The sequence below is a fragment of the Kitasatospora sp. NPDC001540 genome (assembly GCF_042894345.1).
Classification (GTDB): Bacteria; Actinomycetota; Actinomycetes; order Streptomycetales; family Streptomycetaceae; genus Kitasatospora; species Kitasatospora phosalacinea_C.
This window is the reverse complement of the sequence record NZ_JBIAVO010000060.1, coordinates 1-24,807: the sequence shown is the minus strand read 5'-3', so window position 1 is coordinate 24,807 and position 24,807 is coordinate 1. Positions and strand designations below refer to the sequence as shown.

At 75.2% G+C, this 24,807-nt stretch carries 21 protein-coding genes; 11 read left to right on the top strand and 10 right to left on the bottom strand.

Translation table 11 applies throughout. From position 1 onward, the window contains the following. The 4 genes from ACFY00_RS36820 to efeU form a co-directional block, all read left to right on the top strand. On the top strand, positions 1-97 hold a 97-nt coding region (locus tag ACFY00_RS36820; RefSeq protein WP_157849844.1), incomplete at its 5' end, for an acyl-CoA dehydrogenase family protein. A 313-nt stretch (positions 98-410) separates the two neighbouring features. Continuing rightward, positions 411-1,568: an iron uptake system protein EfeO gene (gene efeO / locus ACFY00_RS36815; protein WP_388038275.1), complete on the top strand. Its 1,158-nt coding sequence runs from the start codon at positions 411-413 to the stop codon at positions 1,566-1,568. Between the two features lie 172 nt (positions 1,569-1,740). Next, on the top strand, positions 1,741-3,039 hold the full coding sequence (gene efeB, locus ACFY00_RS36810) for an iron uptake transporter deferrochelatase/peroxidase subunit (protein WP_388038272.1): 1,299 nt from the start codon (positions 1,741-1,743) through the stop codon (positions 3,037-3,039). Positions 3,040-3,083: 44 nt separating this feature from the next. Further along, on the top strand, positions 3,084-3,932 hold the full coding sequence (gene efeU / locus ACFY00_RS36805) for an iron uptake transporter permease EfeU (protein WP_388038270.1): 849 nt from the start codon (positions 3,084-3,086) through the stop codon (positions 3,930-3,932). Positions 3,933-4,017: 85 nt separating this feature from the next. Here efeU and ACFY00_RS36800 read toward each other — a convergent pair whose 3' ends face one another. Continuing rightward, complete coding sequence (locus tag ACFY00_RS36800) at positions 4,018-4,599, bottom strand: TetR/AcrR family transcriptional regulator (protein WP_388038267.1); 582 nt, start codon at positions 4,597-4,599, stop codon at positions 4,018-4,020. A gap of 111 nt (positions 4,600-4,710) precedes the next feature. On the opposite strand from ACFY00_RS36800, the gene ACFY00_RS36795 reads away from it, so the two are divergent. Further along, entirely contained in the window at positions 4,711-5,487 is a 777-nt protein-coding gene (locus ACFY00_RS36795) for an SDR family NAD(P)-dependent oxidoreductase (protein WP_388038264.1), read from the top strand. A 56-nt stretch (positions 5,488-5,543) separates the two neighbouring features. Further along, positions 5,544-5,807, top strand: a complete 264-nt coding sequence (locus ACFY00_RS36790) for a hypothetical protein (RefSeq protein ID WP_388038262.1) — start codon at positions 5,544-5,546, stop codon at positions 5,805-5,807. Positions 5,808-5,810: 3 nt separating this feature from the next. Here ACFY00_RS36790 and ACFY00_RS36785 read toward each other — a convergent pair whose 3' ends face one another. The 4 genes from ACFY00_RS36785 to ACFY00_RS36770 all read right to left on the bottom strand — a co-directional run bounded on the left by ACFY00_RS36785 (position 5,811) and on the right by ACFY00_RS36770 (position 13,867). Next, a complete protein-coding gene (locus ACFY00_RS36785) occupies positions 5,811-6,788 on the bottom strand; it encodes a sigma-70 family RNA polymerase sigma factor (protein ID WP_388038278.1) in 978 nt (325 codons plus the stop codon). A gap of 44 nt (positions 6,789-6,832) precedes the next feature. Beyond that, entirely contained in the window at positions 6,833-7,786 is a 954-nt protein-coding gene (locus tag ACFY00_RS36780) for an ABC transporter ATP-binding protein (RefSeq protein WP_388038260.1), read from the bottom strand. 32 nt (positions 7,787-7,818) lie between these two features. Continuing rightward, complete coding sequence (locus ACFY00_RS36775; protein WP_388038257.1) at positions 7,819-10,557, bottom strand: hypothetical protein; 2,739 nt, start codon at positions 10,555-10,557, stop codon at positions 7,819-7,821. Between the two features lie 85 nt (positions 10,558-10,642). Then, positions 10,643-13,867, bottom strand: a complete 3,225-nt coding sequence (locus ACFY00_RS36770; protein WP_388038254.1) for an FtsX-like permease family protein — start codon at positions 13,865-13,867, stop codon at positions 10,643-10,645. Between the two features lie 144 nt (positions 13,868-14,011). Between ACFY00_RS36770 and ACFY00_RS36765 the strand changes: the two genes are divergently transcribed. Both ACFY00_RS36765 and ACFY00_RS36760 read left to right on the top strand, forming a co-directional pair. Beyond that, on the top strand, positions 14,012-14,932 hold the full coding sequence (locus ACFY00_RS36765; protein ID WP_388038251.1) for a sigma-70 family RNA polymerase sigma factor: 921 nt from the start codon (positions 14,012-14,014) through the stop codon (positions 14,930-14,932). Positions 14,933-15,059: 127 nt separating this feature from the next. Then, the gene (locus ACFY00_RS36760) at positions 15,060-15,617 is read left to right on the top strand and encodes a dihydrofolate reductase family protein (protein ID WP_388038248.1); all 558 of its coding nucleotides are present in this window, start codon (positions 15,060-15,062) and stop codon (positions 15,615-15,617) included. A 57-nt stretch (positions 15,618-15,674) separates the two neighbouring features. On the opposite strand, the gene ACFY00_RS36755 is transcribed toward ACFY00_RS36760, so the two are convergent. From ACFY00_RS36755 to ACFY00_RS36740, 4 genes are all read right to left on the bottom strand, one after another. Continuing rightward, the gene (locus ACFY00_RS36755; protein WP_388038245.1) at positions 15,675-16,721 is read right to left on the bottom strand and encodes a LacI family DNA-binding transcriptional regulator; all 1,047 of its coding nucleotides are present in this window, start codon (positions 16,719-16,721) and stop codon (positions 15,675-15,677) included. A 54-nt stretch (positions 16,722-16,775) separates the two neighbouring features. Next, on the bottom strand, positions 16,776-17,678 hold the full coding sequence (locus ACFY00_RS36750) for a carbohydrate ABC transporter permease (protein WP_388038242.1): 903 nt from the start codon (positions 17,676-17,678) through the stop codon (positions 16,776-16,778). Position 17,679: 1 nt separating this feature from the next. Next, complete coding sequence (locus ACFY00_RS36745; RefSeq protein ID WP_388038239.1) at positions 17,680-18,609, bottom strand: carbohydrate ABC transporter permease; 930 nt, start codon at positions 18,607-18,609, stop codon at positions 17,680-17,682. 105 nt (positions 18,610-18,714) lie between these two features. After that, positions 18,715-20,028: an ABC transporter substrate-binding protein gene (locus tag ACFY00_RS36740; RefSeq protein ID WP_388038236.1), complete on the bottom strand. Its 1,314-nt coding sequence runs from the start codon at positions 20,026-20,028 to the stop codon at positions 18,715-18,717. 281 nt (positions 20,029-20,309) lie between these two features. Here ACFY00_RS36740 and ACFY00_RS36735 point away from each other — a divergent pair, with 281 nt between their 5' ends. Both ACFY00_RS36735 and ACFY00_RS36730 read left to right on the top strand, forming a co-directional pair. Next, positions 20,310-22,346, top strand: a complete 2,037-nt coding sequence (locus ACFY00_RS36735) for a beta-galactosidase (protein ID WP_388038234.1) — start codon at positions 20,310-20,312, stop codon at positions 22,344-22,346. A gap of 167 nt (positions 22,347-22,513) precedes the next feature. After that, positions 22,514-23,512 carry a hypothetical protein gene (locus ACFY00_RS36730; protein ID WP_388038231.1) on the top strand — a complete coding sequence of 333 codons (999 nt, stop codon included), beginning with the start codon at positions 22,514-22,516 and terminating at the stop codon, positions 23,510-23,512. Here the strand turns inward: ACFY00_RS36730 and ACFY00_RS36725 are convergent. Further along, a complete protein-coding gene (locus ACFY00_RS36725) occupies positions 23,485-24,069 on the bottom strand; it encodes a hypothetical protein (protein ID WP_388038229.1) in 585 nt (194 codons plus the stop codon). The genes ACFY00_RS36730 and ACFY00_RS36725 overlap by 28 nt on opposite strands. 101 nt (positions 24,070-24,170) lie before the next feature. On the opposite strand from ACFY00_RS36725, the gene ACFY00_RS36720 reads away from it, so the two are divergent. After that, positions 24,171-24,716: a GNAT family N-acetyltransferase gene (locus ACFY00_RS36720; protein WP_388038226.1), complete on the top strand. Its 546-nt coding sequence runs from the start codon at positions 24,171-24,173 to the stop codon at positions 24,714-24,716. Positions 24,717-24,807: the final 91 nt, after the last annotated feature.

Below are 24,807 nucleotides of genomic sequence, written 5' to 3'. Positions count from 1 at the left end.
CCCGGTGGAGCGGATGATGCGCGACGCGAAGATCACCCAGATCTACGAGGGCACCAACCAGGTCCAGCGCATCGTGATGGCCCGCAACCTGCCCTGACCGGCGGGCGGCAGCAGGGGCGTGGGGCGCGGCCCCACGCCCCCGGCGGCGTTCCGGGGCGAGTGGTTCCGGTCACACGCGGGGTCGGTGGGGCCGCCGGGGTGGTGGTGAACTCCTGGGCAGAGGGCGGGAGTTGGCCGAAAAAAGCGGGTGGTGGCGACCCGGCGGGGCAGAAGGCCGCGGCACGGGGTGTCGACCCGGCCTGGCGGGGGATCTAAGGTATGCCTTAGCTTACTGGGCGGCCGCCGGGAGACCCCTCCGGGTGGCCGCCGCATCGGTCAGACCCCGCGTCCCCCTCGTCCCTGGAGTGAGCATGCCCGCCCGCCGTACGTCCGCCGCCGCGTTCCTCGTCCTCGCCGTGGCGGGTGCCGCGCTGGTGGGGTGCTCGAAGAAGGACGACGGTGGCAAGGCCTCGGCGGACGGCGCCTCCGGGCCGGTGCAGGTCACCGCGACGGACGACAAGTGCGACCTGTCGAAGACCTCCTTCCCGGCCGGGCACGTCGAGCTGGCGGTGTCGAACAAGGGCAGCAAGGTCACCGAGGTGTACGTCTACGGTGACGGCGACAAGATCGTCACCGAGCGGGAGAACATCGGCCCCGGCACCAAGGTCAGCGTCAACGCCGAGATCAAGGCCGGCACCTACGAGGTGGCCTGCAAGCCGGGCATGACCGGCGACGGCATCCGGCAGAAGATCACCGTCACGGCCGGCGCCTCGGCCTCCGCGAAGGCGGACGACCGGCTGACCCGGGCGGTCGCCGACTACCGCACCTACGCCCAGGAGCAGGCCGACGCGACCATCCCGGTGGTGGAGCAGTTCGCGGCCGCCGTCACCGCGGGCGACGTGGAGAAGGCCAAGTCGCTGTTCGCCGCCTCCCGGGTCGGCTGGGAGCGCACCGAGCCGGTGGCCGAGAGCTTCGGCGACATCGACCCGAAGACCGACACCCGCGAGGACGCCCTGGAGGAGGGCCAGTCCTGGACCGGCTGGCACCGGATCGAGAAGTCGCTCTGGGTGGACGGCAGGATCGGCGACGAGGAGAAGGCCCTCGCCACCCAGCTGGTCGCCGACCTGAAGGACTGGCAGAAGCGCGTCCCCAGCGCCGAGATCACCCCCACCGGCATGGCCAACGGCGCCAAGGAACTGCTGGACGAGGTCTCCAAGAACAAGATCACCGGCGAGGAGGACCGCTACAGCCACACCGACCTGTCGGACTTCGCCGCCAACGTCGAGGGCGCCCGCCAGGCCTACGAGCTGCTCAAGCCGGTCGCCTCCGAGCACGAGCCCGAGCTGTCCAGGACCCTGGACGCCGAGTTCGAGAAGATCACCGACCTGCTCGCCAAGTACCGCGGCGCCGACGGCACCTACACCTCGTACGACAAGGTCACCGAGGACGAGCGCAAGGCCTTCTCGGACGCGGTCAACTCGCTGGGCGAGCCGCTCTCCAAGCTGGCCGCCGCGGTCGTCACCAAGTAGGCGGACCCCACCGGCCCACGGGAGCGGCCCGCGGTGGTCAAGCCCAGGTCAAGGGGGGCGGGCCGGGCGGGACGCACAGGTAAGGGCAGCGTAAGCTAAGTCTTCGTCAGGGTGCTGCCGCGGCCGCGGCAGCACCCGTACCGGGTTCCACGTCCGAGAGGGAAAGCCAGAGATGGACGCCGAGAACGAGCAGCAGGCGGCCCCCGCCGTCGCGGACGGCGGGCAGGCGCCGCGCGCCGGGCTCAGCCGACGGGCCGTCATAGGCTGGGCGGGGGCCGGCGTCGCACTCGGCGCGGCCGCGGTGGGCACGGTGGCCGCCGCGACCATGTCGACCGAGGACGGCGGCACCGCCGCGCCGCAGACCCCGGACGTCCCGTTCTACGGCGAGCACCAGTCGGGCATCTCCACCCCCGTCCAGGACCGGCTGCACTTCGCCGCCTTCGACGTGATCACCGAGGACCGGGACGCCCTGGTCAAGATGCTCAAGGAGTGGACCAAGGCCGCCGCCTCGATGACCGGCGGCCGCGAGGTCGGCGGCGGCGCCGTCGGCGTCGTCCCCGAGTCGCCGCCGGACGACACCGGCGAGGCGCTCGGCCTGCCCGCCTCCCGGCTCACCCTCACCATCGGCTTCGGGCGCACCCTGTTCGACAAGGACGGCCGGGACCGGTTCGGGCTGAGGGCCAAGCTGCCCGAGGCGCTGGTCGAGCTGCCCAAGTTCAAGGGCGACCGGTTGGAGGCCGCCCGCAGCGGCGGCGACCTGTGCGTCCAGGCCTGCGCCGACGACCCGCAGGTCGCCGTGCACGCCATCCGCAACCTGGCCCGGATCGGCATGGGCGTGGTCAACGTCCGCTGGTCGCAGCTCGGCTTCGGCAAGACCTCCTCCACCACCCCGGACAGCCAGACCCCGCGCAACCTGATGGGCTTCAAGGACGGCACCCACAACATCGCCGGGACCGACGCCGACGCCCTCGCCCGGCACGTGTGGGTCGCCCCCGGCGACGGCGCCGACTGGATGACCGGCGGCTCCTACCTGGTCGCCCGCCGGATCCGGATGACCATCGAGACCTGGGACCGCGCCTCGCTCAAGGACCAGGAGGACACCTTCGGCCGCACCAAGATCGAGGGCGCCCCCTACGGCAAGCAGAAGGAGCGCGACGCCCCCGACCTGTCGGCGATGCCCGCCGACTCGCACGTCCGCCTGGCGCACCCCGACAGCAACGGCGGGCTGATGATCCTGCGCCGCGGCTACTCCTTCACCGACGGCACCGACGGCCTCGGCCGCCTGGACGCCGGACTGTTCTTCCTGGCGTACCAGCGCGACACCCGCAAGGCGTTCGTCCCGCTGCAGACCAAGCTCGCGGCCAACGACAAGCTGAACGAGTACATCACCCACGTCGGATCCGCCCACTTCGCCTGCCCGCCCGGTGTTCGCAAGCCCGGCGAGTGGTGGGGCCAGACCCTCTTCGGCTGACCCCCGCCCGCACTCTTCTGAAGTCCCCAAGGAGGAGAACCGCCGTGTTCGCCAACTACCTGATCGGCCTGCGCGAGGGCCTCGAAGCCAGCCTGGTGGTCTGCATCCTGATCGCCTACCTGGTCAAGACCGGACGCAAGGACCGCCTCGGCCCGGTGTGGATCGGCGTCGGCAGCGCCGTCGCCCTGGCCATGGCGTTCGGCGCGGTGCTGCAGTTCGGCTCCAACCAGCTCTCCTTCGAGGCCCAGGAGGCCCTCGGCGGGAGCCTGTCGATCATCGCGGTCGGCCTGGTCACCTGGATGGTCTTCTGGATGCGCCGCACCGCGCGCCACCTGAAGAGCGAACTCCAGGGCAAGCTGGACGCCGCGCTCGCCATGGGCACCGTCGCGCTGATCGTCACCGCCTTCCTCGCCGTCGGCCGCGAGGGCCTGGAGACCGCGCTGTTCATCTGGACCGCCGTCCAGTCCACCGGCGACGGCTGGAGCCCGCTGGCCGGCGCCAGCCTCGGCCTGCTCACCTCCGTCGTGCTCGGCTGGCTGTTCTACCGCGGTGCGGTCAAGATCAACCTCGCCAAGTTCTTCACCTGGACCGGCGGCATGCTGGTCGTCGTCGCCGCGGGCGTCCTCGCCTACGGCGTGCACGACCTCCAGGAGGCCGACTGGCTCCCCGGCCTCTCCGCGCACGCCTTCAACATCTCCAGCACCATCCCCGCCGACAGTTGGTACGGGACGCTGCTGAAGGGCGTGTTCAACTTCCAGCCCGACCCGACGAAGGCCCAGGTCTGGGTCTGGGCGCTCTACCTGGTGCCCACGCTGTACTTCTTCTTCCGCAAGCCCGCAGGCTCCCCGCCCCAGCCCGCCCAGGCCACCGCCCCCGAGGCCAAGGCCGTCTGACCCCGGCACTCCGGCGAACCGCCCGGCCACCGCGAACGCGCGCGGTGCCGGGCGGTTCGCCGTTCCCGGCCCGGGCGGCGGGGCGTCAGTGCGGCCAGTGCCGCAGGGCGTGGGCGGCGATGCGGCGCAGGCGGGGGGCGGGGAGGCCCTCGGTGGCCTGCACGGCGAGGCCGTAGGTGAGGGTGGTGAGGTGGTCGGCGAGGAGGGCGGGGTCGGTGTCCGGGGGGAACTCCCCGGCGCGGGCGGCCTGTTCGAGCCGGGTGCGCAGGGCGGTGCGGTGGGCGGCGCGGCGGGCGGCGCTCTCGGCGCGGACCGCCTCGGAGCCGGGGCCGGTGGCGAGGGCGCCGTGCACCAGGAGGCAGCCGGGGCCCTCCTCGCGGGTCACCACCGCGACGGTGCCGTGCAGCAGGTGCTCGGCGACGGCGCGGGCGGTGGGCCGGGTCAGGGCCTCCCGGGCGTGGCGGGCCGGGCCCTGCTGGTAGCGGTCCAGGCACTGGCGGAACAGGGACTCCTTGTTGCCGTACGCCGCGTACAGGCTGGGGCGGTTGATGCCCATCGCGGCGGTGAGGTCGGAGAGCGCGGCGCCCTCGTAGCCGTGCCGCCAGAAGACCCGCACGGCGCGGTCGAGCGCCTCGTCGCGGTCGAACGCGCGCGGACGGCCCGTCATGTCGCCCTGCCTTCCGGGGGGTTCGGGGTGGTGGCCGGTGATTCTGTACCGATCGATATGGTAGCGTCCCCGATGTGTACCGAGCGGTACACATATCGGAGGGGAACCGACATGACGCAACCGACCGCGACCGCCGTCTTCGCGCCCGACGCCCTGGCCGGCCGCACCGCCCTGGTCACCGGCGGCTCCCGCGGCATCGGCGCCGCCACCGCGCTCGCCCTGGCCGCGGCCGGGGCGGACGTCGCGCTCAGCCACAGCGGCTCCGGCCCGCGCGCCGAGGAGGTCGTGCGGCGGATCGAGGCGCTCGGGCGGCGGGCCGCCGCGTACCGGGCCGACCAGGGGGACGCGGCCCAGGTCGAGGCGCTGGTCGCCGCCGTCGCGGCGGACTTCGGGCGGCTCGACGTCCTGGTCAACAACGCGGGCGTCATCGCCCCCGGGCCGATCACCGGCGAGGTGGACGCGCAGGCCCTGGCCCGGCAGCACGCCGTCAACGTGGGCGGGGTGAGCGCCGCGATCCGGGCCGCCGCGAACCTGCTGCCGGACGGCGGACGCATCGTCACCATCGGCTCCAACCTGGCCGCCCGCCCCGGCCGGCCCGGCCTCGCCGACTACGCCGCCACCAAGGCCGCCGTCGTCGCCTACAGCCGCGCCGCCGCCCAGGAGCTCGCCGGACGCGGCATCACCGTCAACGTGGTGCAGCCCGGCTCCACCCACACCGAGATGAACCCCGAGGACGGCCCGCACGCCGACTTCCAGCGCGCCGCCAACGCGCTCGGCCGCTACGGCCGCCCCGAGGAGGTCGCCGCCGCCGTGGTCTTCCTCGCCACGCCCGCCGCCGCGTTCGTCACCGGCAGCGTGCTCGCCGTCGACGGCGGCTACTTCGTCTGAGCGGGGGAGCCGGCGGCGGGCGATGAGTTCCGGGCGGCCGGGCGGTCAGTACGGGCATGGAGAACCTGGAGATCGTCCTGCGGCCCGGTGTCGACGAGGAGCGGGCGGGGGCGTTGCTGGCGTCGGTGGCGGGGCGGGGAGGGGCGCTGCGGGTGGTGCTGGTGGTGGGGGAGCCGGGGGCGGGGGAGCTGCGGCGGGTGGGGCGGTTGGCGTTGGTGGCGCGGCGGGCCGGGGGGCGGGTGGTGCTGCGCGGGGCGGGGGAGCGGTGGCGGGCGCTGCTGGAGCTGACCGGGCTGGCGGAGACGCTGCCGGTGGAGTGAGGGTCAGCCGCGCGGGTCGGTGGTCAGGCGCATCGGGAGGTTCCAGAGCGGGAAGAGCCGGTCGACGTCCATGTGGTTGGTCATGGTGGCGATCCGGCCGTCGACGATCTCCAGGACGGTGATGCCCCAGGGCGTCCAGCCGTTGCCGTCCTCGGCGGGGCGGTACTGGGCGAAGGCCGGGCTGCCGTTGGCCTCGACCGGGAGCAGGCGGGAGCCCGCGCAGCCGCAGCCCGCGCCCCGCCACCACGCGCCGAGCTCGACCACGCCCCGCACCCACATCTGGAACGGCGGCATGTTCAGCACCGCGTCCTCGTGCAGCAGGCGCTGGAGGCCCTCGATGTCGAAGGCCTCGAACGCCCGGACGTAGCGGGCGAGCAGGGCGCGCTGGGTCTCGTCCAGCGGATCGAGGACGTCCCCCGCCGGGCCCTGGGCGGACACGGTGGCCCGGGCCCGCTGCAGGGCGCTGTTCACCGAGGCGACCGAGGTCTCCAGCAGCTCCGCGGTCTCCGCAGCCGACCAGGCCAGCACCTCCCGCAGGATCAGGACGGCGCGCTGCCGGGCGGGCAGCTTCTGCAGGGCGGAGACGAACGCCAGCCGGATCGACTCCCGGCCCACCGCGACCTCCGCCGGATCCCCGGAGAGCACGCGCTCGTCCGGCACCGGGCCGACCCAGACGTTCTCCTGCAACTGGGCGAGGTCCGGCGCGTTCGCCGGGCAGGGGGAGGTGAGGTCCATCGGGCGGGCCCGGCGCTGGGCGGCCGGGGCCATGTCCAGGCAGACGTTGGTGGCGATCCGGTACAGCCACGTCCGCAGGGCGGAGCGGCCCTGGAAGCCGTCGAACTTCGACCAGGCGCGCAGCAGCGTCTCCTGCACCGCGTCCTCCGCCTCGAAGGCGGAACCCAGCATCCGGTAGCAGTGCGCCGTCAACTCCCGGCGGAACGGCTCCAACTGCTCCGCCACCGCGTCACGATCCATGATCATTGCCACGGGAACCACCCTAGTACGCCGGTCCGACAACCGGCCGCTCAGCGGGAGGAGTCGTCGGGGTGGAGGGCGATGTGGTCGGCGGCGAGGTCGGCGGCGACGCGGTGCCGCATGCCGAGGGCGGTGAGGAAGGCGGCGGGGAGCTGGACGCGGCCGGTGCGGTCGAGCATGACGTACTCGCGCTCGTGGACGGTTTCGGTGCCGTGCTCGTCGATCTCGGTGCGGCGGAGGACCTCGGTGCTGGTGCGGCCGTCGCGGACGGCGACGGTGCGGCGGACCTCGGCGGCGACCATCGGGTCGTGGGTGACGATGACGACGGTGGTGCCGAGTTCGCGGTTGACGGTGCGGAAGGCGTCGAAGATGCCGGTGGCGGTCTCGGTGTCGAGTTCGCCGGTGGGCTCGTCCGCGAGCAGGACGGTGGGGTCGTTGGCGAGGGCGACGGCGATGGCGGCGCGCTGCTGCTGGCCGCCGGAGAGTTCGGCGGGGCGGCGGTGGGCGAGGTCGGCGATGCCGAGGGCTTCGAGCAGCTCCGCGACCCGGGCCCGCTGCCGCTTCGCGGCCCGGTGGCCGGCGCGCAGTTGCATGGGCAGGGCGGTGTTCTGGGCGGTGGTGAGGAAGGGCAGCAGGTTGCGGGCGGTCTGCTGCCAGACGAAGCCGACCGTTTCGCGGCGGTAGTGCAGGCGCTGTTTCGGGGTCATGGTGAGCAGGTCGCGGCCGTCGACGGTGGCGGTGCCGGCGGTGGGGGCGTCGAGTCCGGCGAGGATGTTGAGGAGGGTGGACTTGCCGCTGCCGGAGGCGCCGACGAGGGCGATGAGGTCGCCGCGGTCGACGGTCAGGTCCAGGCCCTGGAGGGCCTGGACCTCGACCTTGTCGGTGGTGAAGATCTTGACCAGTCGTTCGCAGCTGATCGCCAGGTCGGTGCGGGCCGTGCGGGGCGCGGCCGCGGCCAGCGCCCTGGCCCGCAACTCGTCCAGGCTCGGGGGCGGAGTGCTCATCGGGTCGTCCCTTCCTACGGACGGGGTGGAGGTCATTCGGTGTCACCCGCGCGCAGCTCGGTGGCGATCTGCCGACGGGCGGTGACGGCGGCCTCGACCAGCACCGCCAGGGACGCCAACAGGGCCAGCGCCAGCGCCTGTCGGGCGATCGGACCGGCCAGCAGCCGCAGCCCGGTCGGGATGCCCGACCCGACCAGCGGCGACAGGTCCACCGCCGGGCCCAGCAGGCGCACGCAGCACACCGCGGTCAACGCCCCGCCGAGGGCCGCGACCAGCGCCTGCGGCAGCACCTCGGCCAGCACCAGGGCCAGCCCCTGCCGGGGCCGCAGCCCCATCGTGCGCAGCCGGGCCAGCACCGTCGCCCGCTCCGGGGCCGCCCGCAGCAGCGTCAGCAGCACCGACAGCAGCGCGAACAGCGCCGTCGCGCCGACCGACACCCAGAACAGCCGCACCGCCGAGGCCTGCAGCGGGTCGCTGCCCAGCGCCGCGGCCTCCCCGGCCGCCGTCCGCACCAGGTGGCCCGGCCGGGTGCCGGAGGCGGGCTGGCCGAGGAACCGCTCGGCCAGCGACCGCAGTTGACCGTCGTCCGGGTGCCCGGCGGCCAGCCACTTGTCCGGGCCGCCGAAGCGCGGCAGCAGGTCGGCGGCGGCGACCGAGGACATCACCACGGTGGGGCCGTTCGCCCCGCTCACCGCGGGCGTCCCGTCGGCCACCCCCACGGTGCGGACCTCCACCGCGTCACCGCCCGCCAGCCGCAGGCTGAACCCGCCGGACGGCAGGTCGCCGCTGACCAGCACCGGCAGCGGACCGCCGTCCAGCCCGCCCGCCAGCAGCGCCGGATCGAACCGGCCCCGCCCCGCCACCTCGGCCAGCCGCGCGTACCGGACCGGATCGGCCGCCACCACGTTCACCCGCACCGAGGCGCCGCTGCCCACCGACATCGTGACGTCGTCCTCGATCCACACCGGCAGCGAGGTCTCCACCCCCGGCAGCCGGTCCGCGGCCGCCAGGAAGGCCTCCGGCAGCGCCCGCTCCAACCCCGCGCTCACCGAGGCGTCCCCGCCCAGACCGTACCGGGCCACCCGCAGCCGGTCCGCGGCCACCGAACCCAGCACGTCCGCGCCCACCGCGCCGCACGCCACCGCCAGCACCAGCGCCAGCAACGGCAGCACCGACGGACGCGCCCGCTCCCGGCCGCCGCCCCGGGCCGCCCGGGCCAGGCCCAGGAAACCCACCGCGCCCGGCCGCCGAGCCGCCCGGCGGGCCAACCAGCCGATCAGTACCGGCTGCAACCGGGCCAGCAGCAGCGCACCCGTCAACGACAGCAGCAACGGCGCCGCCACCAGGAGCGGATCCACCCCCGCGCCCGCCGGGGCCACCCCGCGCCGCGCCACCTGCGCCACCGCCGCCGCGGTCACCGCCAGCACCGCCAGCTCCGCCACCAGCCGCCGCCGACCCGACCGGGTCCCGCCCGACGGGCCGCGCAGCACCAGCACCACCCGCACCGGGAAGGCCAGCAGCGCCAGCAGCGCCACCGACCCGGCCGCCACCGCGGCGGGCACCCAGCGCGGCGTCGGCAGCAGCACGAACGCCAGCCCCGCGCCCAGCGCCGCCGCGGGCAGCACCGTGCACGCCCCCTCGCCCAGCAGCCGCCGGAACACCCCGCCCAGCCCCGCGCCCCGGGCCCGCAGCAGCCGCAGCTCCGCCGCCCGCCGCTCCGCCCCCAGCGCCGCCGCCAACCCCAGCACCACCACGGCCACGCCCGCCGCCCCCGCCGGGCCCACCGCCGTCAACGAGTCGATCGCGGCCTGCCGCTGCCGCGCGGTGTCGATCGCCCCGCGCAGCGCCGAGCCGATCCGCACGTCCGGCCGCCCGCTGCCGGTGGTCACCTCGACCGCGACCGGCCCCGAGGTGACCGTCGCCAGCGCGAAGGAGGTCTGCGCCAGGCGGTCCGCCCGCAGCGCGTCCACCCGCACCGGCAGCCGCCAGAAGTCCTCGGCCCCGCTGCCCCAGCGGCTCAGCTGGGGCACCCCCTCCGGACCGGTCAGCGCGACCGCGTACCAGTACGCCATCGGCGGGTCGCCCGGGCCGTGCGAGGGCGTCAGGTTCCGGCACGCCTTCAGCGCGCAGCCCGCCTCGGCCCAGAACGGGTCGGCCGGGTCGTCGACCGCGTACAGGCCCACCACCCGCACCCGGGCCGGAGCGAACGGGACGTTCGGGAACAGCACCGAGGCGCGGCCGTCGAACACCGCGCCCGGCGCGACCTTCAGCGTGGCGGCCGCGGACTCCGACAGCGCCACCGGCACCGGCTCCCCGGCCGCCGCCCCGCCCGGCCACTGACCGGCCGTCAACCGGACGTGCTCGCGCGCCCCGTGCTGGTACAGCAGCGCCAGCTCCGGCGCGACGCCCTCCGGACGGTCCAACGCCGGATCGGGCAGCGAACGCGGCTGGGTGGCCCGCCGCCCGTACACCGGACCGGCCGGGTCCAGCGGCAGCCGCGAGCCGATCACGTCGGTCAGCCGACCCGCCGTGGTGTCCAGGAGCTGCGCCGGATCACTGCCGGCGGGCGGGCCGGAGGTCACCACCACGCTGGTGGAGACCGGGCCGTAGCCGCGCAGGAAGCCGTGCAGCGCGCCGTCCGCGCCCCGGTCCAGGGCCCGGGGCAGCGCGGCGGCCAGGAAGACCAGGGCCAGCACCAGGACGGCGGTCAGCAGGGCGGCCAGCGGTGCGGTGCGCAGCCGGGTGCTGACCCAGGGGGCGGGGGCGTTCATCGCTCCTCCAGGGGCGGCATCGGACGGGCGGCGGGCAGCGGACGGACGGCGGGCAGCGGGCGGGGCGTCGGCGGCGGGGCCGGGGTCATGCGTCCTCCGCGGAGCGCAGGCGGGCCGCCGGGGCGGTGCGGCGGCGGGGCCCGCCGAACAGGAAGGCGGACAGCAGCGGCAGCGCCGCCGAGACGGCGGCCAGCGCCAGCACCTGGCCCGGCGGCAGCCCGACCAGCACCCCCGGCACCGGCGGGCGCGCCGCCGGGGTCAGCACCACCAACGGCACCACCAGGTGCACCAGGGCGGTGCCCAGCAGCAGACCCACGCCGGTGCCCAGACCCACCAGCACCACCTGCTCGGCGGCGGCGCTCCGGTTCAGCAGCCGCCGCGGCGCGCCCAGCGCCAGCAGCACCGCCGCCTCACCGGCCCGCTCCGCCGCGCCCGCGGTGGCCGCCGCGGTGAAGCCGATCGCGGCCAGCACCGCCGCGGCCACCGCCAGCGCGGCCAGCGCGCTCTGCGGGGCGGCGCTCAACGGGTCGCCGAGCCGGGCGGCGGCGTCCTCCCCGAGCAGGTCCAGCCGCTGCGCGGTGGGGCCCGCGCGCAGCGCCGCCGCGGCCGCGGCCGGGACGCCGTCGCCGGGTCCGGTCGCGGGCAGCCACCACTCGGAGACGGGCGGGGCGTCCAGGCCGCGCTCGGCCAGCCACCGGTCGGTGCGGGCCAGGTCCAGCAGCAGGCCGGTGCTGCCGTACACCGGCAGCGCCTCGACCCGGCCGGTGATCCGCACCGGCAGGCTGGCGCTGCCGACCTGCACCTTCACCAGGTCGCCGACCGCGGCGCCGACGGTCGTCAGGTACGCGCCGGTCGCCAGGCCCGGCACCTCCGCGCCGGGCGGGGCGCCACCGGGCGCCAGCGCCGCCGCGCGCGCCCCCTCGTGCTGCTCCTCGCCCGGCCGGTAGCGCACGGTCACCAGCCCGTCCGGGCCGCTCTCCACCTGCGCCGGGACGCCGGGATCGGCCTGCCCGCGCCAGGCGCCCGCGGGCAGCGCGACCGGCACCGCGGGCCCGTCCGCGCTCTCGGCGACGGCCACCTGGCGGACCGTCAGGTCGCCGGCGCTCTCGGACCAGCTGGACGGGTACACCAGCCCGAAGCCGGTCAGGGTCAGCGGCGCGGCGGCCGAGCCCAGCGGCGCGGCCGTGAACGCGTCCAGGCTCACCGGGACGGTCAGCTCCCCCCGGGCCGGCAACTGCGGCACCAGGACCCGGTGGGCCGCCCCGAAGCCGTCGCGCAACTGCAGCCACAGGTCGGGCGCCTGCAGCGGCGCCGGGTCCGGGACGGGGCGGTCGGCGGTGTGCACCGACAGCGTCAGGTCGATCCGGGCCGGGTGCCCGGGCAGCGGCACGCCCGGCGGCTGCGGCGCGGCCAGCGGAGCGAGCAACTCCCCGGCCGGACGGCCGTCGAACAGGTCGGGCCGCACGCGCAGCTCGGCGGCCGCCCGGGCGGTGTCGGTCAGCAGCACCCGGCCCTGCCGCCCGCCCGGCAGCGACTGGTCGACCCGCGCCACCGGCAGCAGCCGCTCCCCGCCCGGCAGCGCCGCGTACCGCCCGCCCTGGCCCAGCGCGGGCAGCGCCGAACCGCTGATCCGCAGGCCGCCCGCGGTGGCGAAGTCGGCCTGGTCGCGCTGCGAGTCGCGCCACGCGGTGTGCTGGCCGATCGCCAGCACCCCGGTCGCCACCGCCAGCACCAGCAGCAGCACCGGCCCGTTCGCCCGCCCCGGGCGGCGGGCCAGCTGCCAGCCGCCCAGCGCCACCCCGAGCCCGCGCCCCCGCGCCGCCAGCCGGGCCCCGAGCCGGGCCGCGAACGGCAGCAGCCGCAGCACCAGCAGGGTGCCCGCGCACAGCGCCAGGGTCGGCGCCGCGACCAGCACCGGGTCGATGCCCAGCGTGCCGTCCGCGGCCGCCGACAGGCCGCCGGTGCGGGCGTCCAACTGCCGGTAGGCGATCACCGCCAGCACCAGCAGCGTCAGGTCCGCGCCGGAACGGGCCACCGCGCCGACCACCGCCTGACGGCGCGACACCACCCGCGCCCGGTCGCGCCGCCCCACCGCGGGCAGCACCGCCAGCAGCACGCAGGCCAGCGCGCACAGCGCCGCCGCGGGCCAGCGCACCGCGGTGTCGGAGCCCGCCAGCGGCAGCCCCGCCAGCGGGCCGCGCGCGGTCAGCAGCCGCAGCAGCGGGCCGGTCAGCAGCGGCGCCAGCAGCGCGGCGGGCAGCGCCAGCAACAGCGCCTCGACGGCCGCCCAGGCGGCCAGCCGACCCCGGGTCGCGCCCCGGGCGGCCAGCAGCGCGTCCTCCCGGGCCTGCCGCCCCGCCACCAGGCGCACCACCAGCAGCAGCGCCGCGCCCGCCAGCACCGCCAACTGCAGCGCGCCGATCAGCAGGTTCGACTCCGCCACCAGCGCGGCCGAGCGCAACTCGGCCAGCAGCGCCGGGAGTTCGGTCTGCGACTGGAAGCCCGGGGCGTCCCGCTTGATCAGCTCCGGCAGCCGGGCGGCCCGCTCCTCGACCCGCCCGACGCGGGCCCGGTCGGCGCCCGCGAAGTCCGCGGTCAGCAGCGCGCCGCGGCTGCCCTGCGGCAGTCGGCCGGAGCCGAAGGCGCCGTCGTCCACCAGCATCGGCCCGTACGTGGTGAAGCCCTGGACCTGCACCTCCCGGCCGCCCAGCGGGTCCAGCCGCCAGTAGGGCGCGTCCCGGTCCAGCGCCCGGTAGACGCCGGTGACCCGGACGGTCAGCGGCGCCCCGCCGTAGCGGTCGGAGAGCACCAGTTGCGCGGGCAGCGCGCCCGGCTCCAGGCCGAGCCGGGAGAGCGCGCCGCCCGGCACCACGACCTGCACCGCCCCGTCGGCGCCCGGGGCGGCGGGCCACTGCCCGGCCGTCAGGCGCACCCGGTCGCGGTCCAGCGCCGCCAGCACCGTCAGGTCGACCTCGCGGGCCGGGGCGGCGGAGCGCGCGGGCGCGGCGGGCAGGCCGTACGCGCGGCTGCGGGCGAGGGTCTGCACCGTCACCGGCAGCCCGTCGAACAGGTCGGCGCCGAGCGCGGCCGCGCCCGCGTCGTCCGCGGCCCGCCCGTCCAGCCCGTGGTCGGTGCTCAGCAGCACCGTGGCCCGGCCGCCCGACAGGTCCCGGCGGACGCCCGCCCCGGTCACCGCCCGGTCGAAGGCGAGCAGGGCGGTCAGCACGGTCGTCGCGGTCAGCACCGTGAACAGCACCGCCGCCGCCAGCGGCAGCCGCCCGCGCAGCCGGAGCAGCACGAAGCCCAGCATCTGTACCCGTCCCCCTCGTTCCGGCCCCGGTGCACCGGATAGCGGACGACTCTGTCAGAACCCGACCGGAATCGGAAGGGGCTTCGCCCGAACCCTGCCGGTACGAACCTCGCCCGCTCCGACCCCGCGCCCCGGTGCGGCAGGATGGGGCCCGTGGACCTCGACGCGCACCGGGCCGAACTGACCGCCCACTGCTACCGGATGACCGGCTCCTTCCACGACGCCGAGGATCTCGTCCAGGAGACCCTGCTGCGCGCCTGGAACGCCCGCGAGCGCTACGACCCCGCCCGCGCCTCGGTCCGCACCTGGCTCTACCGGATCGCCACCAACGCCTGCCTCACCGCCCTGGAGGGCCGCGCCCGCCGTCCGCTGCCCGCCGGGCTTGGCGCCCCCGACCGGGACCCGCTCGCCCCGCTCGCCCCCGCGCCGGACGTGCCCTGGCTGGAGCCCTTCCCCGACGCCCGGCTCGACGCCGCCGCCCGGACCGACCTGCGGCTGGCCTGGATCGCCGCCCTGCAACTGCTGCCCGCTCGGCAGCGGGCCGTCCTGGTGCTGCGCGAGGTGCTGGCGTTCAGCGCCGCCGAGGTCGCCGAACAGCTCGACACCACCGTCGCCGCCGTCAACAGCGCCCTGCAGCGCGCCCGGAGCGCCCTCAAGGAGGCCGAGGCCGACCGGCTCCGGGAACCGGACGGGCCCGAGCAGCGGGCCGTGCTGGAGCGCTACCTCGCCGCCTTCGAGGCCGCCGACGTCCCCGCCCTGGTCGGCCTGCTCGCCCACGACGCCGTCCTGGAGATGCCGCCGCTCGCGCTCTGGTACCGCGGCCCGCTGCACTACGGGCAGTTCATGGACCGGGTCTACGCCATGCGCGGCACCGGCTGGCTGACCCGCCCCGTCGGCGCCAACGGCCAGAGCGCCTTCGCCGCCTACGCCCCCGCCCCGGACGGCCGCGGGCACCTGCTGCACAGCGTGCAACTGCTGGACGCCGCCGCCGGATCGGTCACCCGCGCCACCGTCTACACCGACCCCGGCGTGCTGGGCCTGTTCGACCTGCCGCAGCGGCTGTAGCGGCCGTGGCGGCGCTGTAGCGGCGCGCCCCGGTGCCCGGAGAACTCCCTCCCCGCGACGGCGATGAGTTCCGGCCGCGGCGCCGGTACGTACCGGTGGAACACCCCACCGGAGAGGAAGCACCGCCATGAGCGTCGTCGTCATCGAGTTCACCACCCTGGACGGCCGGATCACCGACCCCGACGGGTCGGACGGAACGCCCCTGGGCGGCTGGATGTTCCGGCACGGCCGGGAGCACGTCTCCGGCGACAAGTTCCGCCTCGGGCGGACGCTGGACGAGGGGGTGCTGCTGCTGGGCCGCCGCACCTGGCAGCTGTTCTCCCGGCTCTGGCCGAACCGGACGGGCGAGTTCGCCGACCGGATGAACGCCGCGCCCAAGCTGGTCGCCTCCCGCACCCTGACCGCCGCCGACACCGCCGCCTGGGCCAACTCCCGGCTGCTGGAGGGCGACCTGCTGAGCGCCGTGAAGGAGCAGGACCGCGACGTCGTCGTCACCGGCAGCATCGGCGTGGTGCACCGGCTGATCGAGGCCGACCTGGTCGACGAGTACCGGCTGCTGACCGTGCCCGTGGTGCTCGGCACCGGGGCCCGGCTGTTCCCCGAGGGCGCGCCGGTCGGCGACTTCCGCTGCGTGCAGGCCGAACCGGTCGGCCCGGCCTGCTACAGCCGCCACCGCCGGGCCTGAACGCCCGGAGGCCCTGACGCCCGGGAGATCGGGTGTCAGGGCCTCCGGGCCTCCCGGTCAGGCGGACCGGCGCACCACCAGCTCGGTCGGCAGGATCACCGTCGGAGCCTCCTCCCCGGCGATCCGGTCCAGCAGCAGCCGGACCATCTCGGCGGAGATCCGGTCCCACGGCTGCCTTATCGTGGTCAGCGGCGGACGGGTGGTCAGCGCCACCGGCGAGTCGTCGAAACCACCCACCGCGACGTCCCCCGGGACGCTGCGCCCGGCGTGCTCCAGGGCGGACAGCGCGCCGTCCGCCATCAGGTCGGAGGCCACGAACACGGCGTCCAACTCCGGTTCTGCGTCCAGGAGTTCACGCATCGCGTGCTCGCCGCCGACCCGGCTGTAGTCGCCGTACGCGACCAGCCGCTCGTCGGCCGGGAGGCCGTACTCGGCCAGGATCTCGCGGTAGCCGGACAGCCGTTCCACGCCGCCCGGGGTGTCCTGCGGGCCCGCGATGGTGGCGATCCGGGTGCGGCCCGACTCCAGCAGGTGGCGCACCAGGTCCTTGGCGCCCTCGCGGTCGTCCGCCGCCACGTACGGCACCCGGCCGCGCTGGCCCAGCGGGCGGCCGCAGCACACCATCGGGATGTCCGCCTCGCGCAGGTGCTCGATCATCGGGTTGCCCCGGTGCGAGGAGACCAGCAGCACCCCGTCCACGTGGCCCGCGGCCAGGTAGCGGGTGACCCGGCGGCGCTCCGCGTCGTCGCCCGCCGTCATCAGCAGCAGCGGGATGTCGTGCTCGGCCAGCGCCGCCGTGCAACCGCGCAGCAGGGTGGTGAAGTTCGGGTCCTCGAAGAACCGCTCCTGCGGCTCGGTCAGCAGGAAGGCCACCGAACCCGAGCGCTGGGTCACCAGGCTGCGGGCCGCCCGGTTCACCACGTACCCGAGCTTGGCGATCGCCGCCTCCACCGCCTGCTGCGAGGCCGGGCTGACGTTGTGCCCGCCCTGCAGCACCCGGGACACCGTGCCCCGCGAGACGCCCGCCACCGCGGCCACGTCGTGGATCGTCGGCGGGCGCTTGGGCCGTCCGGCCGCCCGGCCGCGGGGGGTTGGTTCCGTCATGGGGATGCAGGTCCTTGCAGATCGAGGTGTCGGGGTCACTGTACTGGCGGCCCGTCAGGACTTCACGGCGCCGGACAGCAGGTCGACCCGCCAGTACCGCTGCATGCCCAGGAACAGCGCGATCAGCGGCAGGATCGACAGCAGCGCGCCGGTGATCACCAGGGTGTACAGGGCCGGTTCGTTCGCGCCCTGCTGCAGCAGCGAGTACAGGCCCACCGTCACCGGGAACTTGTGGTCGTCGCCGAGCATGATGTACGGCAGCAGGAAGTTGTTCCAGATCGCCACGAACTGGAACAGGAACACCGTCACCAGCCCCGGCACCATCATCGGCAGCGCCACGCTCCGGAACAGCCGCCACTCCCGCGCCCCGTCCACCCGGGCCGCCTCCACCACCTCGTCCGGGATCGCCGCCTCCGCGTAGATCCGCGACAGGTAGATGCCGTACGGGGACAGGATGCTCGGCAGCAGCACCGACCAGTAGCTGTCCGCCAGGCCCGCCTTCGACATCAGCAGGTACTGCGGCACCGCCAGCGTGATCGGCGGCATCAGCACGCCCGCCAGCAGCACGTTGAACACCGTGGAGCGGCCCCGGAAGCGGTACTTGGCCAGCGCGTATCCCGTCACGCCGGACACCGCCGCCGACAGCAGCGCGCCCGCGCCCGCGTACAGCGCCGAGTTGGCCATCCACTGCCAGTACACGCCGCCGCGGTACGAGGACAGCTCGGTCAGGTTGTCCCAGAAGCCGGAGCCCGGGGCGTAGGTGAAGGTGGTGAACAGCTCCTGGCGGCTCTTGGTCGCGGCCGTCACCACCCAGACCACCGGCACCAGGCAGTACACCGCGCCCAGCAGCAGGAGCAGGGTCGGCGTCCAGGCGGTGCGGCGCGGGGCGGGGGCGGAGCCCTGGCGGGGCAGCGCGGGGGCGGTCCGGCGGGGGGCCGGGGCGGTCGTGGTGCTCATCTCAACTGCCTCCGTTGGCACGCTTGTTGACCAGCTTCAGGAACCCGAAGGAGAGCAGCAGGGTGGCTGCTGCGATCACCACGGAGGTGGCGGCGGCGGAGTAGATGTTGCCCTGCACGAACGCGTCCCGGTACACCTTCATCAGCGGCGACCAGGTCGAACTCATCGAGTTCGTCAGCGGCTTGAGCGTCATCGGCTCCGCGAACACCTGCAGCGTGGCGATCATCGAGAAGAAGAAGGTCAGCACCAGCGACGGCGCCACCAGCGGGATCTTGATCCGCAGCGCGATCTGCAGCTCCGAGCAGCCGTCCAGCCGGGCCGCCTCGTACAGCTCGGCCGGGACGGCCCGCAGCGAGGTGTAGATCACGATCATGTTGAAGCCGGTGCCGCCCCACACCGCGATGTTCGCCATCGCCAGGTACAGCCCGCTGCCGTGCAGCAGGTCCGGACCGCTCATCCCGGCCTGGGTCAGCAGGTAGTAGCCCGGGCTGACCTGCGGCAGGTACAGGAACCCCCACAGGGTGGAGGCCACGATGCCCGGCACCGCGTACGGCAGGAAGATCACCAGCCGGGAGAACGCCCCGAACCGCACCCGCGGCACGTCCAGCAGCAGCGCGAAGAACAGCGCCGCGCCCAGCATCGTCGGCACCAGCAGCGCCCCGTACAGCAGCACCCGGCCGGAGCCCGACAGCAGCTCCGGGTCCGCCAGCGCCGAGCTGTAGTTCGACAGCCCCGCCCACACCTCGGTGCGGGCGTGCGACCCCAGGCCCAGGCCCTTCACCTTCACGGCGCGCAGGCTCAGGTACACCGCGAAGCCGATCGGCAGCGCGAAGAACAGGGTGAACAGCACGGTCGCCGGGCCGAGGAAGCCGTACGGGGCGAGCGAACCGCGGCGCCGGCGGGCGCGGGCGGCGGGGGGAGGGGAGGCCATGGCGGCTCCTAAGGACCTTGGAGGGTTACGCGGGGAGGGAGGTCGGGGAGGTGAGCCCGGTCCGCCGCCGGGCGGAGCGGCGGACCGGGGGCTCGGCAGGGCGGGTCAGCCGACCTGGAAGCCGTTCTTCTTCAGGTCCTCGACGGTGGACTGCTGCATCGCGGAGAGCGCCGGGCCGAAGTCGGCCTTGTCCTGGGCGGCCTTGCCGAAGGCGTCCTTGAACGCCGAGTACGCCACGTTGACGTTCGGGCCCCAGGCGGCCGGGGCGGTGCCCTTGGCGATCTCCGCGGCCCTGGCGTAGAAGTCGGGCTGGTTCGCGAAGAACTCGGGGGCCGCCGACAGCAGGCTGCCGGTCTGCGCCGAGGTGGCCGCCGGGTAGACGTTGACCTGCTGGACGAGGGCGGCCAGCGCCTCCGGGTCGGTGTTCAGCCAGGTCGCGAACTTCGCCGCCGCCTCCGCGTGGCCGGACTTCACGGCGCCGGTGGTCACGCCGGTCGCCGAGCCGCCCCAGCTGCCGGTCACCGAGGCGCCGGACTCCCACTGCGGCAGCGGGGCCATCGCCCACTTGCCCTTGGTGTCCGGGGCCGAGCTGGTCAGCACGCCCGGCGCCCACACCGCCGAGACCCAGCCGATCTGGGTGCCGTCGTTGAGGGCCTTGCTCCAGGCCGGGGTGTACATCGGCTGGTTGTCCACCGAGCCGTCCTTGACCAGGCCGGACCAGAAGTCGGCGACCTTCTTCGTCGCCGGGTCGTCGATGGCGACCTTCCAGCTCTCGCCCGAGGTGGTCCACCACTTGGCGCCCGCCTGCTGGGCCAGGCCCGCGAACAGGCCCGGGTCGGCGGCGGAGAAGGTCGTCAGCGACTTCTCCGGGGCCTTCTGCTTGAGCGCGCGGGCGGTGGCGGCGAACTCGTCCCAGGTGGTGGGCACCTTGAGGCCGTACTGCTGGAACAGGTCCTGGCGGTAGTAGAAGGCCAGCGGCGCGGTGTCCTCGGGGATCGCGTACACCGCGTCCGAGCCGAGCGTGACCTGCTTCCACACCCCGTCCGCGAACTGCGACTTCGCGCTCCCGGCCTGCTTGGCGATGTCGGCCAGCACGTCGTTGGAGACCAGGGTCGGCAGCGCCTGGTACTCGGCCTGGATCAGGTCGGGGGCGTTGCCCGCCTTCGCCGCGGTGATGGTCTTGGTGACCAGGTCGTCGCCGCCGGCCTGCTTCAGCACGCTGACCTGGATGTCCGGGTGCGCCTTGTTCCAGGCCTCGGCGACCTTGTCCATGTTCGGCGCCCAGGACCAGAACGTCAGCTTCACCGGGCCGGAGGCGGCCTTGGCGGAATCACCGGAGCCGCCGTCGGACGAGCACGCGGACAGCACGAGCGTGCCGCACAGGGCGGCGGCCGCGGCGAGGGCGAGGCGACGGTGCATGGATCCTCCCGAGGATCACGGAATGTCGGGTGAGGGGCCGGGCGGCCGGCCGCCGCGCGAGGGGGTGCGCCGCGGCCCGCCCGGGGGAGTGGTGCGGGGGGACTGCTCAGGCCGCGACGGGCGGGGCAGAGGCCCGGTCCGTCGCTGTGCACGTTCACAGTACGGAAACCTGGGAGACACTTGTCAATGCCTGAGCTCGTACGGTTATCTGGGCGAGACACAACGACACCCGAAGGTGACTAGGGTGTGCACGTTCACAGTTCTTCACCAGGGAGCACACCATGGCCCACCCGAGGTACCCCCGCCCGCTCGGCCTCGACCCGCTCGCCTACGGCGGCGACTACAACCCCGAGCAGTGGCCCGAGGAGGTCTGGGCCGAGGACGTCCGCCTGATGCGCGAGGCCGGGGTCACCATGGTGAGCGTCGGGATCTTCTCCTGGGCCCTGCTCGAACCCGAGCGCGGCCGTTACGAGTTCGGCTGGCTCGACCGCCTGCTCGACCTGCTGCACGCCCACGGCATCCGCGCCGACCTGGCCACCCCCACCGTCGTCCCGCCCGCCTGGTTCTACCGCGACCACCCCGAGGCGCTGCCCGTCACCCGCGAGGGCACCCGCTACGCCTTCGGCTCCCGCGGCGCGATCTGCCACAGCTCCCCCGCCTACCAGCGCGCCGCCGCCGGGATCACCGAACAGCTCGCCCGCCGCTACGGCACGCACCCCGCCGTCGCCCTCTGGCACGTCCACAACGAGTACGGCGTCCCGGTCAGCGACTGCTACTGCGAGGAGTCCGCCGCCCACTTCCGGCGGTGGCTGGGCGACCGCTACGGCACCCTCAAGGAGCTCAACTCCGCCTGGGGGACGACGTTCTGGGGCCAGTGCTACACCTCCTGGGAGGACGTCCAGCCGCCCCGCCTCACCCCCACCGCGGGCAACCCCGCCCAGCAGCTCGACTACGCCCGCTTCACCAACGACGCGGTCCTCGCCAACTTCAAGCGCGAACGCGACCTGCTGCATCGCCTCGCCCCCGGCATCCCGGTCACCACCAACTTCATGACCGCCCTCAGCCAGTGCCAGTCCATGGACTACTGGGCCTGGGGCCGCGAGGTGGACCTGGTCTCCAACGACCACTACCTGGTCGCCGAGGACCCGCGCAGCCAGATCAACCTCGCCATGGCCGCCGACCTCACCCGCTCCGTCGCCGCGGGCCGCCCCTGGCTGCTGCTCGAGCACTCCACCGGCGCCGTCAACTGGCAGCCCCGCAACCTCGCCAAGCGCCCCGGCGAACTCGCCCGCAACAGCCTCGCGCACGTCGCCCGCGGCTCCGAGGGCGCGATGTTCTTCCAGTGGCGGGCCTCCCGCTCCGGCGCCGAGAAGTTCCACTCCGCGATGCTCCCGCACGCCGGGACCAGCAGCCGGATCTGGCGCGAAGTCGTGGCACTGGGCCAGGAGTTGGGCGCACTGGCGGAGATCCGCGACAGCCTGGTGCAGGCCGACGCCGCGATGCTCTGGGACTGGGAGTCCTGGTGGGCCCAGCGCCTGGAGTGGCGCCCCAGCATCGACCTGGACGCCCGAGAACGCGCCGAGGCCTGGTACACCGCGAGCTGGGACGCCCACCTCACCGTCGACTTCGCCCACCCCGAGGCCGAGTTGAGCCGCTACCCGCTGGTCGTCGTCCCCGCCCTCTACCTCACCACCGAGGCCGCCGCCCACAACCTGCGCCAGTACGTCGAGAACGGCGGCACCCTGCTGGTCTCCTGCTTCTCCGGCATCGTCGACGAGCACGACACCGTCCACCCCGGCCCGCACCCCGGCGCCCTGCGCGGGGTCCTCGGACTCACCGTCGAGGAGTTCGCCCCGCTGCGGGCCGGCGCGGACGTCCGGCTGGAGGGCGCGGACGGCCGGGAGCCGCTGCGGGCCGAGGCCTGGACCGAGTACGTGGTGACCGAGGGTGCCGAGACGGTGTGGCGCTACGCCGACGGCCCCGCCGGAGGACCCGCCGCGGGAGGGCCCGCCGTCACCCGGCACGCCCTCGGCCGCGGCCACGCCTGGTACGTCTCCGCCCGCCTCGACGGCGAAGGGCTCGCCCGGGTGCTGAGCGCCGCCGCGGCGGACGCGGGGCTGGCGGAGCGCCGACTGCCGCACGACGTCGAGGTGGTGGAGCGGGTCGGCGAACACGGCCGGTACCTCTTCGCGATCAACCACGGCGCGGTCGACGTCGACCTTCCGGCCCCCGGACCGGGCACCGAACTGCTCACCGGCGCCGAGGTCTCCGACACCCTCGCCGTCCCTGCCGGACGGACCCGGGTGCTCCGGCGCTGACGCGGGTGCTCCGGCAGCGGCCCGGGTGATCCGGCGTCGATCCGGGGGGCCGGGTCCGGGGCTGGGGCCGGGGCCGGGTGCTCCGGAGGCTCCGCCACTCCGCCGGGAGGGGCGGCGGGCGGAAAAGCCGGTGCCCCGCACCGGGGCACCGGCGATACTGGCCCGCCATGACGAACCAGACACCGGGAGACGCCGGGGACGGCCCGGCGCTGCGCCGGATCCTGGCCGGGCCCGGCGGGCCGGAACTCCTCCGACTGCTGGCCGGGGAACTGTCCGGCACGGACCTGACCACCCTGCTGCTGGAAGCCACCCGGCGCCGGGCCGAACGGACCACCCCGGCGGAGGTGATGCGCCGCTACCGCACCGACCGCTTCGTGACCCCCGCCGACGTCGACCTCCGACGGCTGCGCCGGGCCGAGGACGCGCTGATCGACGCACTGCCCCCGGACTTCCGGACGCTCGTCCCCGCCCCGCTCGTCCCGCTCGCCGCCCACACCGCCGTCGGCCCGGTGGACGCCCGCAAGGTCGTCGCCACCGTCCGGGGCACCGAGGTCGCCGCCGACCCCACCAACACGCTCGCCCTGGAAGCCGCCCGCCGTCGCGCCCTGCTGCTCGCCGCCGACCCGCGCTCGGCCACCCCCGTCCGGCTCGCCACCACCCAACGCGTCGTCCGCGCCCAGCAGTTCGCCGCCCCCGGCGCCAGCGCGCACTTCCAGTTGTTCGGCCTGGTCACCGCGGGCCGGGACACCGGCGGTCTGGCCTTCGAACGGCAGCACCTCGTCGAACACCTCCGCTTCGCCGCCCGGGCGCTCGCCCGGACCGGCGCGGGAGGGGCCGGGGCGGGACGGGCCGGGGCGGGACGGGTCGAGATCCGGCTCACCGGCCTCGATCCGTCCGCCGCGCCGCTGATCGCGCGGGTGCGCGAGGCCCTGGCCGACACCCCCGGCCCCGGGGTCGGCCTCGATCTGGTGGAGGACCCCGGCCGGGCGAGCGGGCGCGGCTACTACACCCGCCTGTGCTACAAGGTGTTCGTGGCGCCCGCCGCCGGGGCCGAACCGGTGGAGGTCGCCGACGGCGGCTTCGTCGACTGGACGCAGCGCCTCATCGGCAACCGCAAGGAACGCCTGCTGATCGGCGGCTACGGCGTCGAGCGGCTGATCGTCTGATCCGGCCCCGCCCCCGCCCCCGGCCCCTGCTCGGGCCCCGGTTTCGGCTCCGGTTTCGGCTCCGGCAGGGGGCGGCGGGCGGCCAGTGCCCGTCGCAGACCGCCGCGCAGCCGGGCGGAGGCGCCGGGCAGCCGGGCGAGGGCGAGCAGTTCCTCCGTCCGCAGCTCGGGGCGCTCTGCCAGGGCGAGGACGGCCCGGTACGGGCGGGTCCGGGCGGTGAGGCGGGCGGCGGCGGCGTCCACGGCGGCCGAGAGGACGGCCCGGTCCGCCGCCGGGTGGCGGGCCAGCAGCAGGAGCAGGCGGTTGTCGTTCCAGGGCGCGCGGGCGCCCGGGGCCCGGCCGCAGAGCACGGCCAGTTCGGCCAGGGCGGCGGGCGGGGTGCACGGATTGGCCGCCACCGCGTGCTGGACGAACGGGTACGGGCAGCGGGCCAGTTCGTGCAGCACGGCGGGGTCGGACGAGGCGTTCGCCAGATCGCGGTAGTAGCCGGGTTCGCGCACGGGTTCTCCCTGCTCCTGCTCCTGCTCCCGCTCCGGGCGGCGGCGGTCGGTCGCCATCCTGCCGCAGGGCCCGGGCCGGGGACGAGCGCATTTCGCGGGCCCGCCGGAGCGTCCGAAATCCACTTGCCCCGGCCCCCGGGCGCGCCAATGATCTGTACATGAACCACGTGATACGCGCCGTGACCGGCGAGGACTGGCAGCGGGTCAAGCAACTGCGCCTGGACGCCCTGCGGGACCCGGCCGCGGCCATCGCCTTCCTGGACACGTACGACAACGCCGCCGGCCGGCCGGACGAGCACTGGCAGGGGCGGGCGGCCGGCTCCTGGGGCGGGGCGACCATCCGGCAGTTCGTCGCCGAGCGGGCGGACGGCGGCTGGGACGGATCGGTGACGGTGCTGATCGAGCGGGCCGGCCACCAGGACGTCATGGGCGCCCCGGTCGAGGTCGACCAGGCCCACCTGGTGGGCGTGTTCGTCCGCCCCGAGCAGCGCGGCACCGGCCTGGCCGGGGCCCTGTTCGACGCGGCGATCGCGTTCGCCCGCGGGCTCGACGAGCCGAAGGTCTCCCGCGTCCGCCTCTACGTGCACCAGGACAACCAGCGGGCCGAAGCCTTCTACCGGAAGGCCGGTTTCACCCGCAGCGGCCGCTCCGTCCCCGTCCCGGGCGACGAGTCGTCCGTCGAGCACGAACTCGTCCTCGGCTAGGGCGCGTATCTGGTTGTGATCAATTTGCGGGTTCTGCCCTGGTGGTAGGCCCTGGTCCGGTAGATCGTGTTGTATGACGCGAGTGCAACTG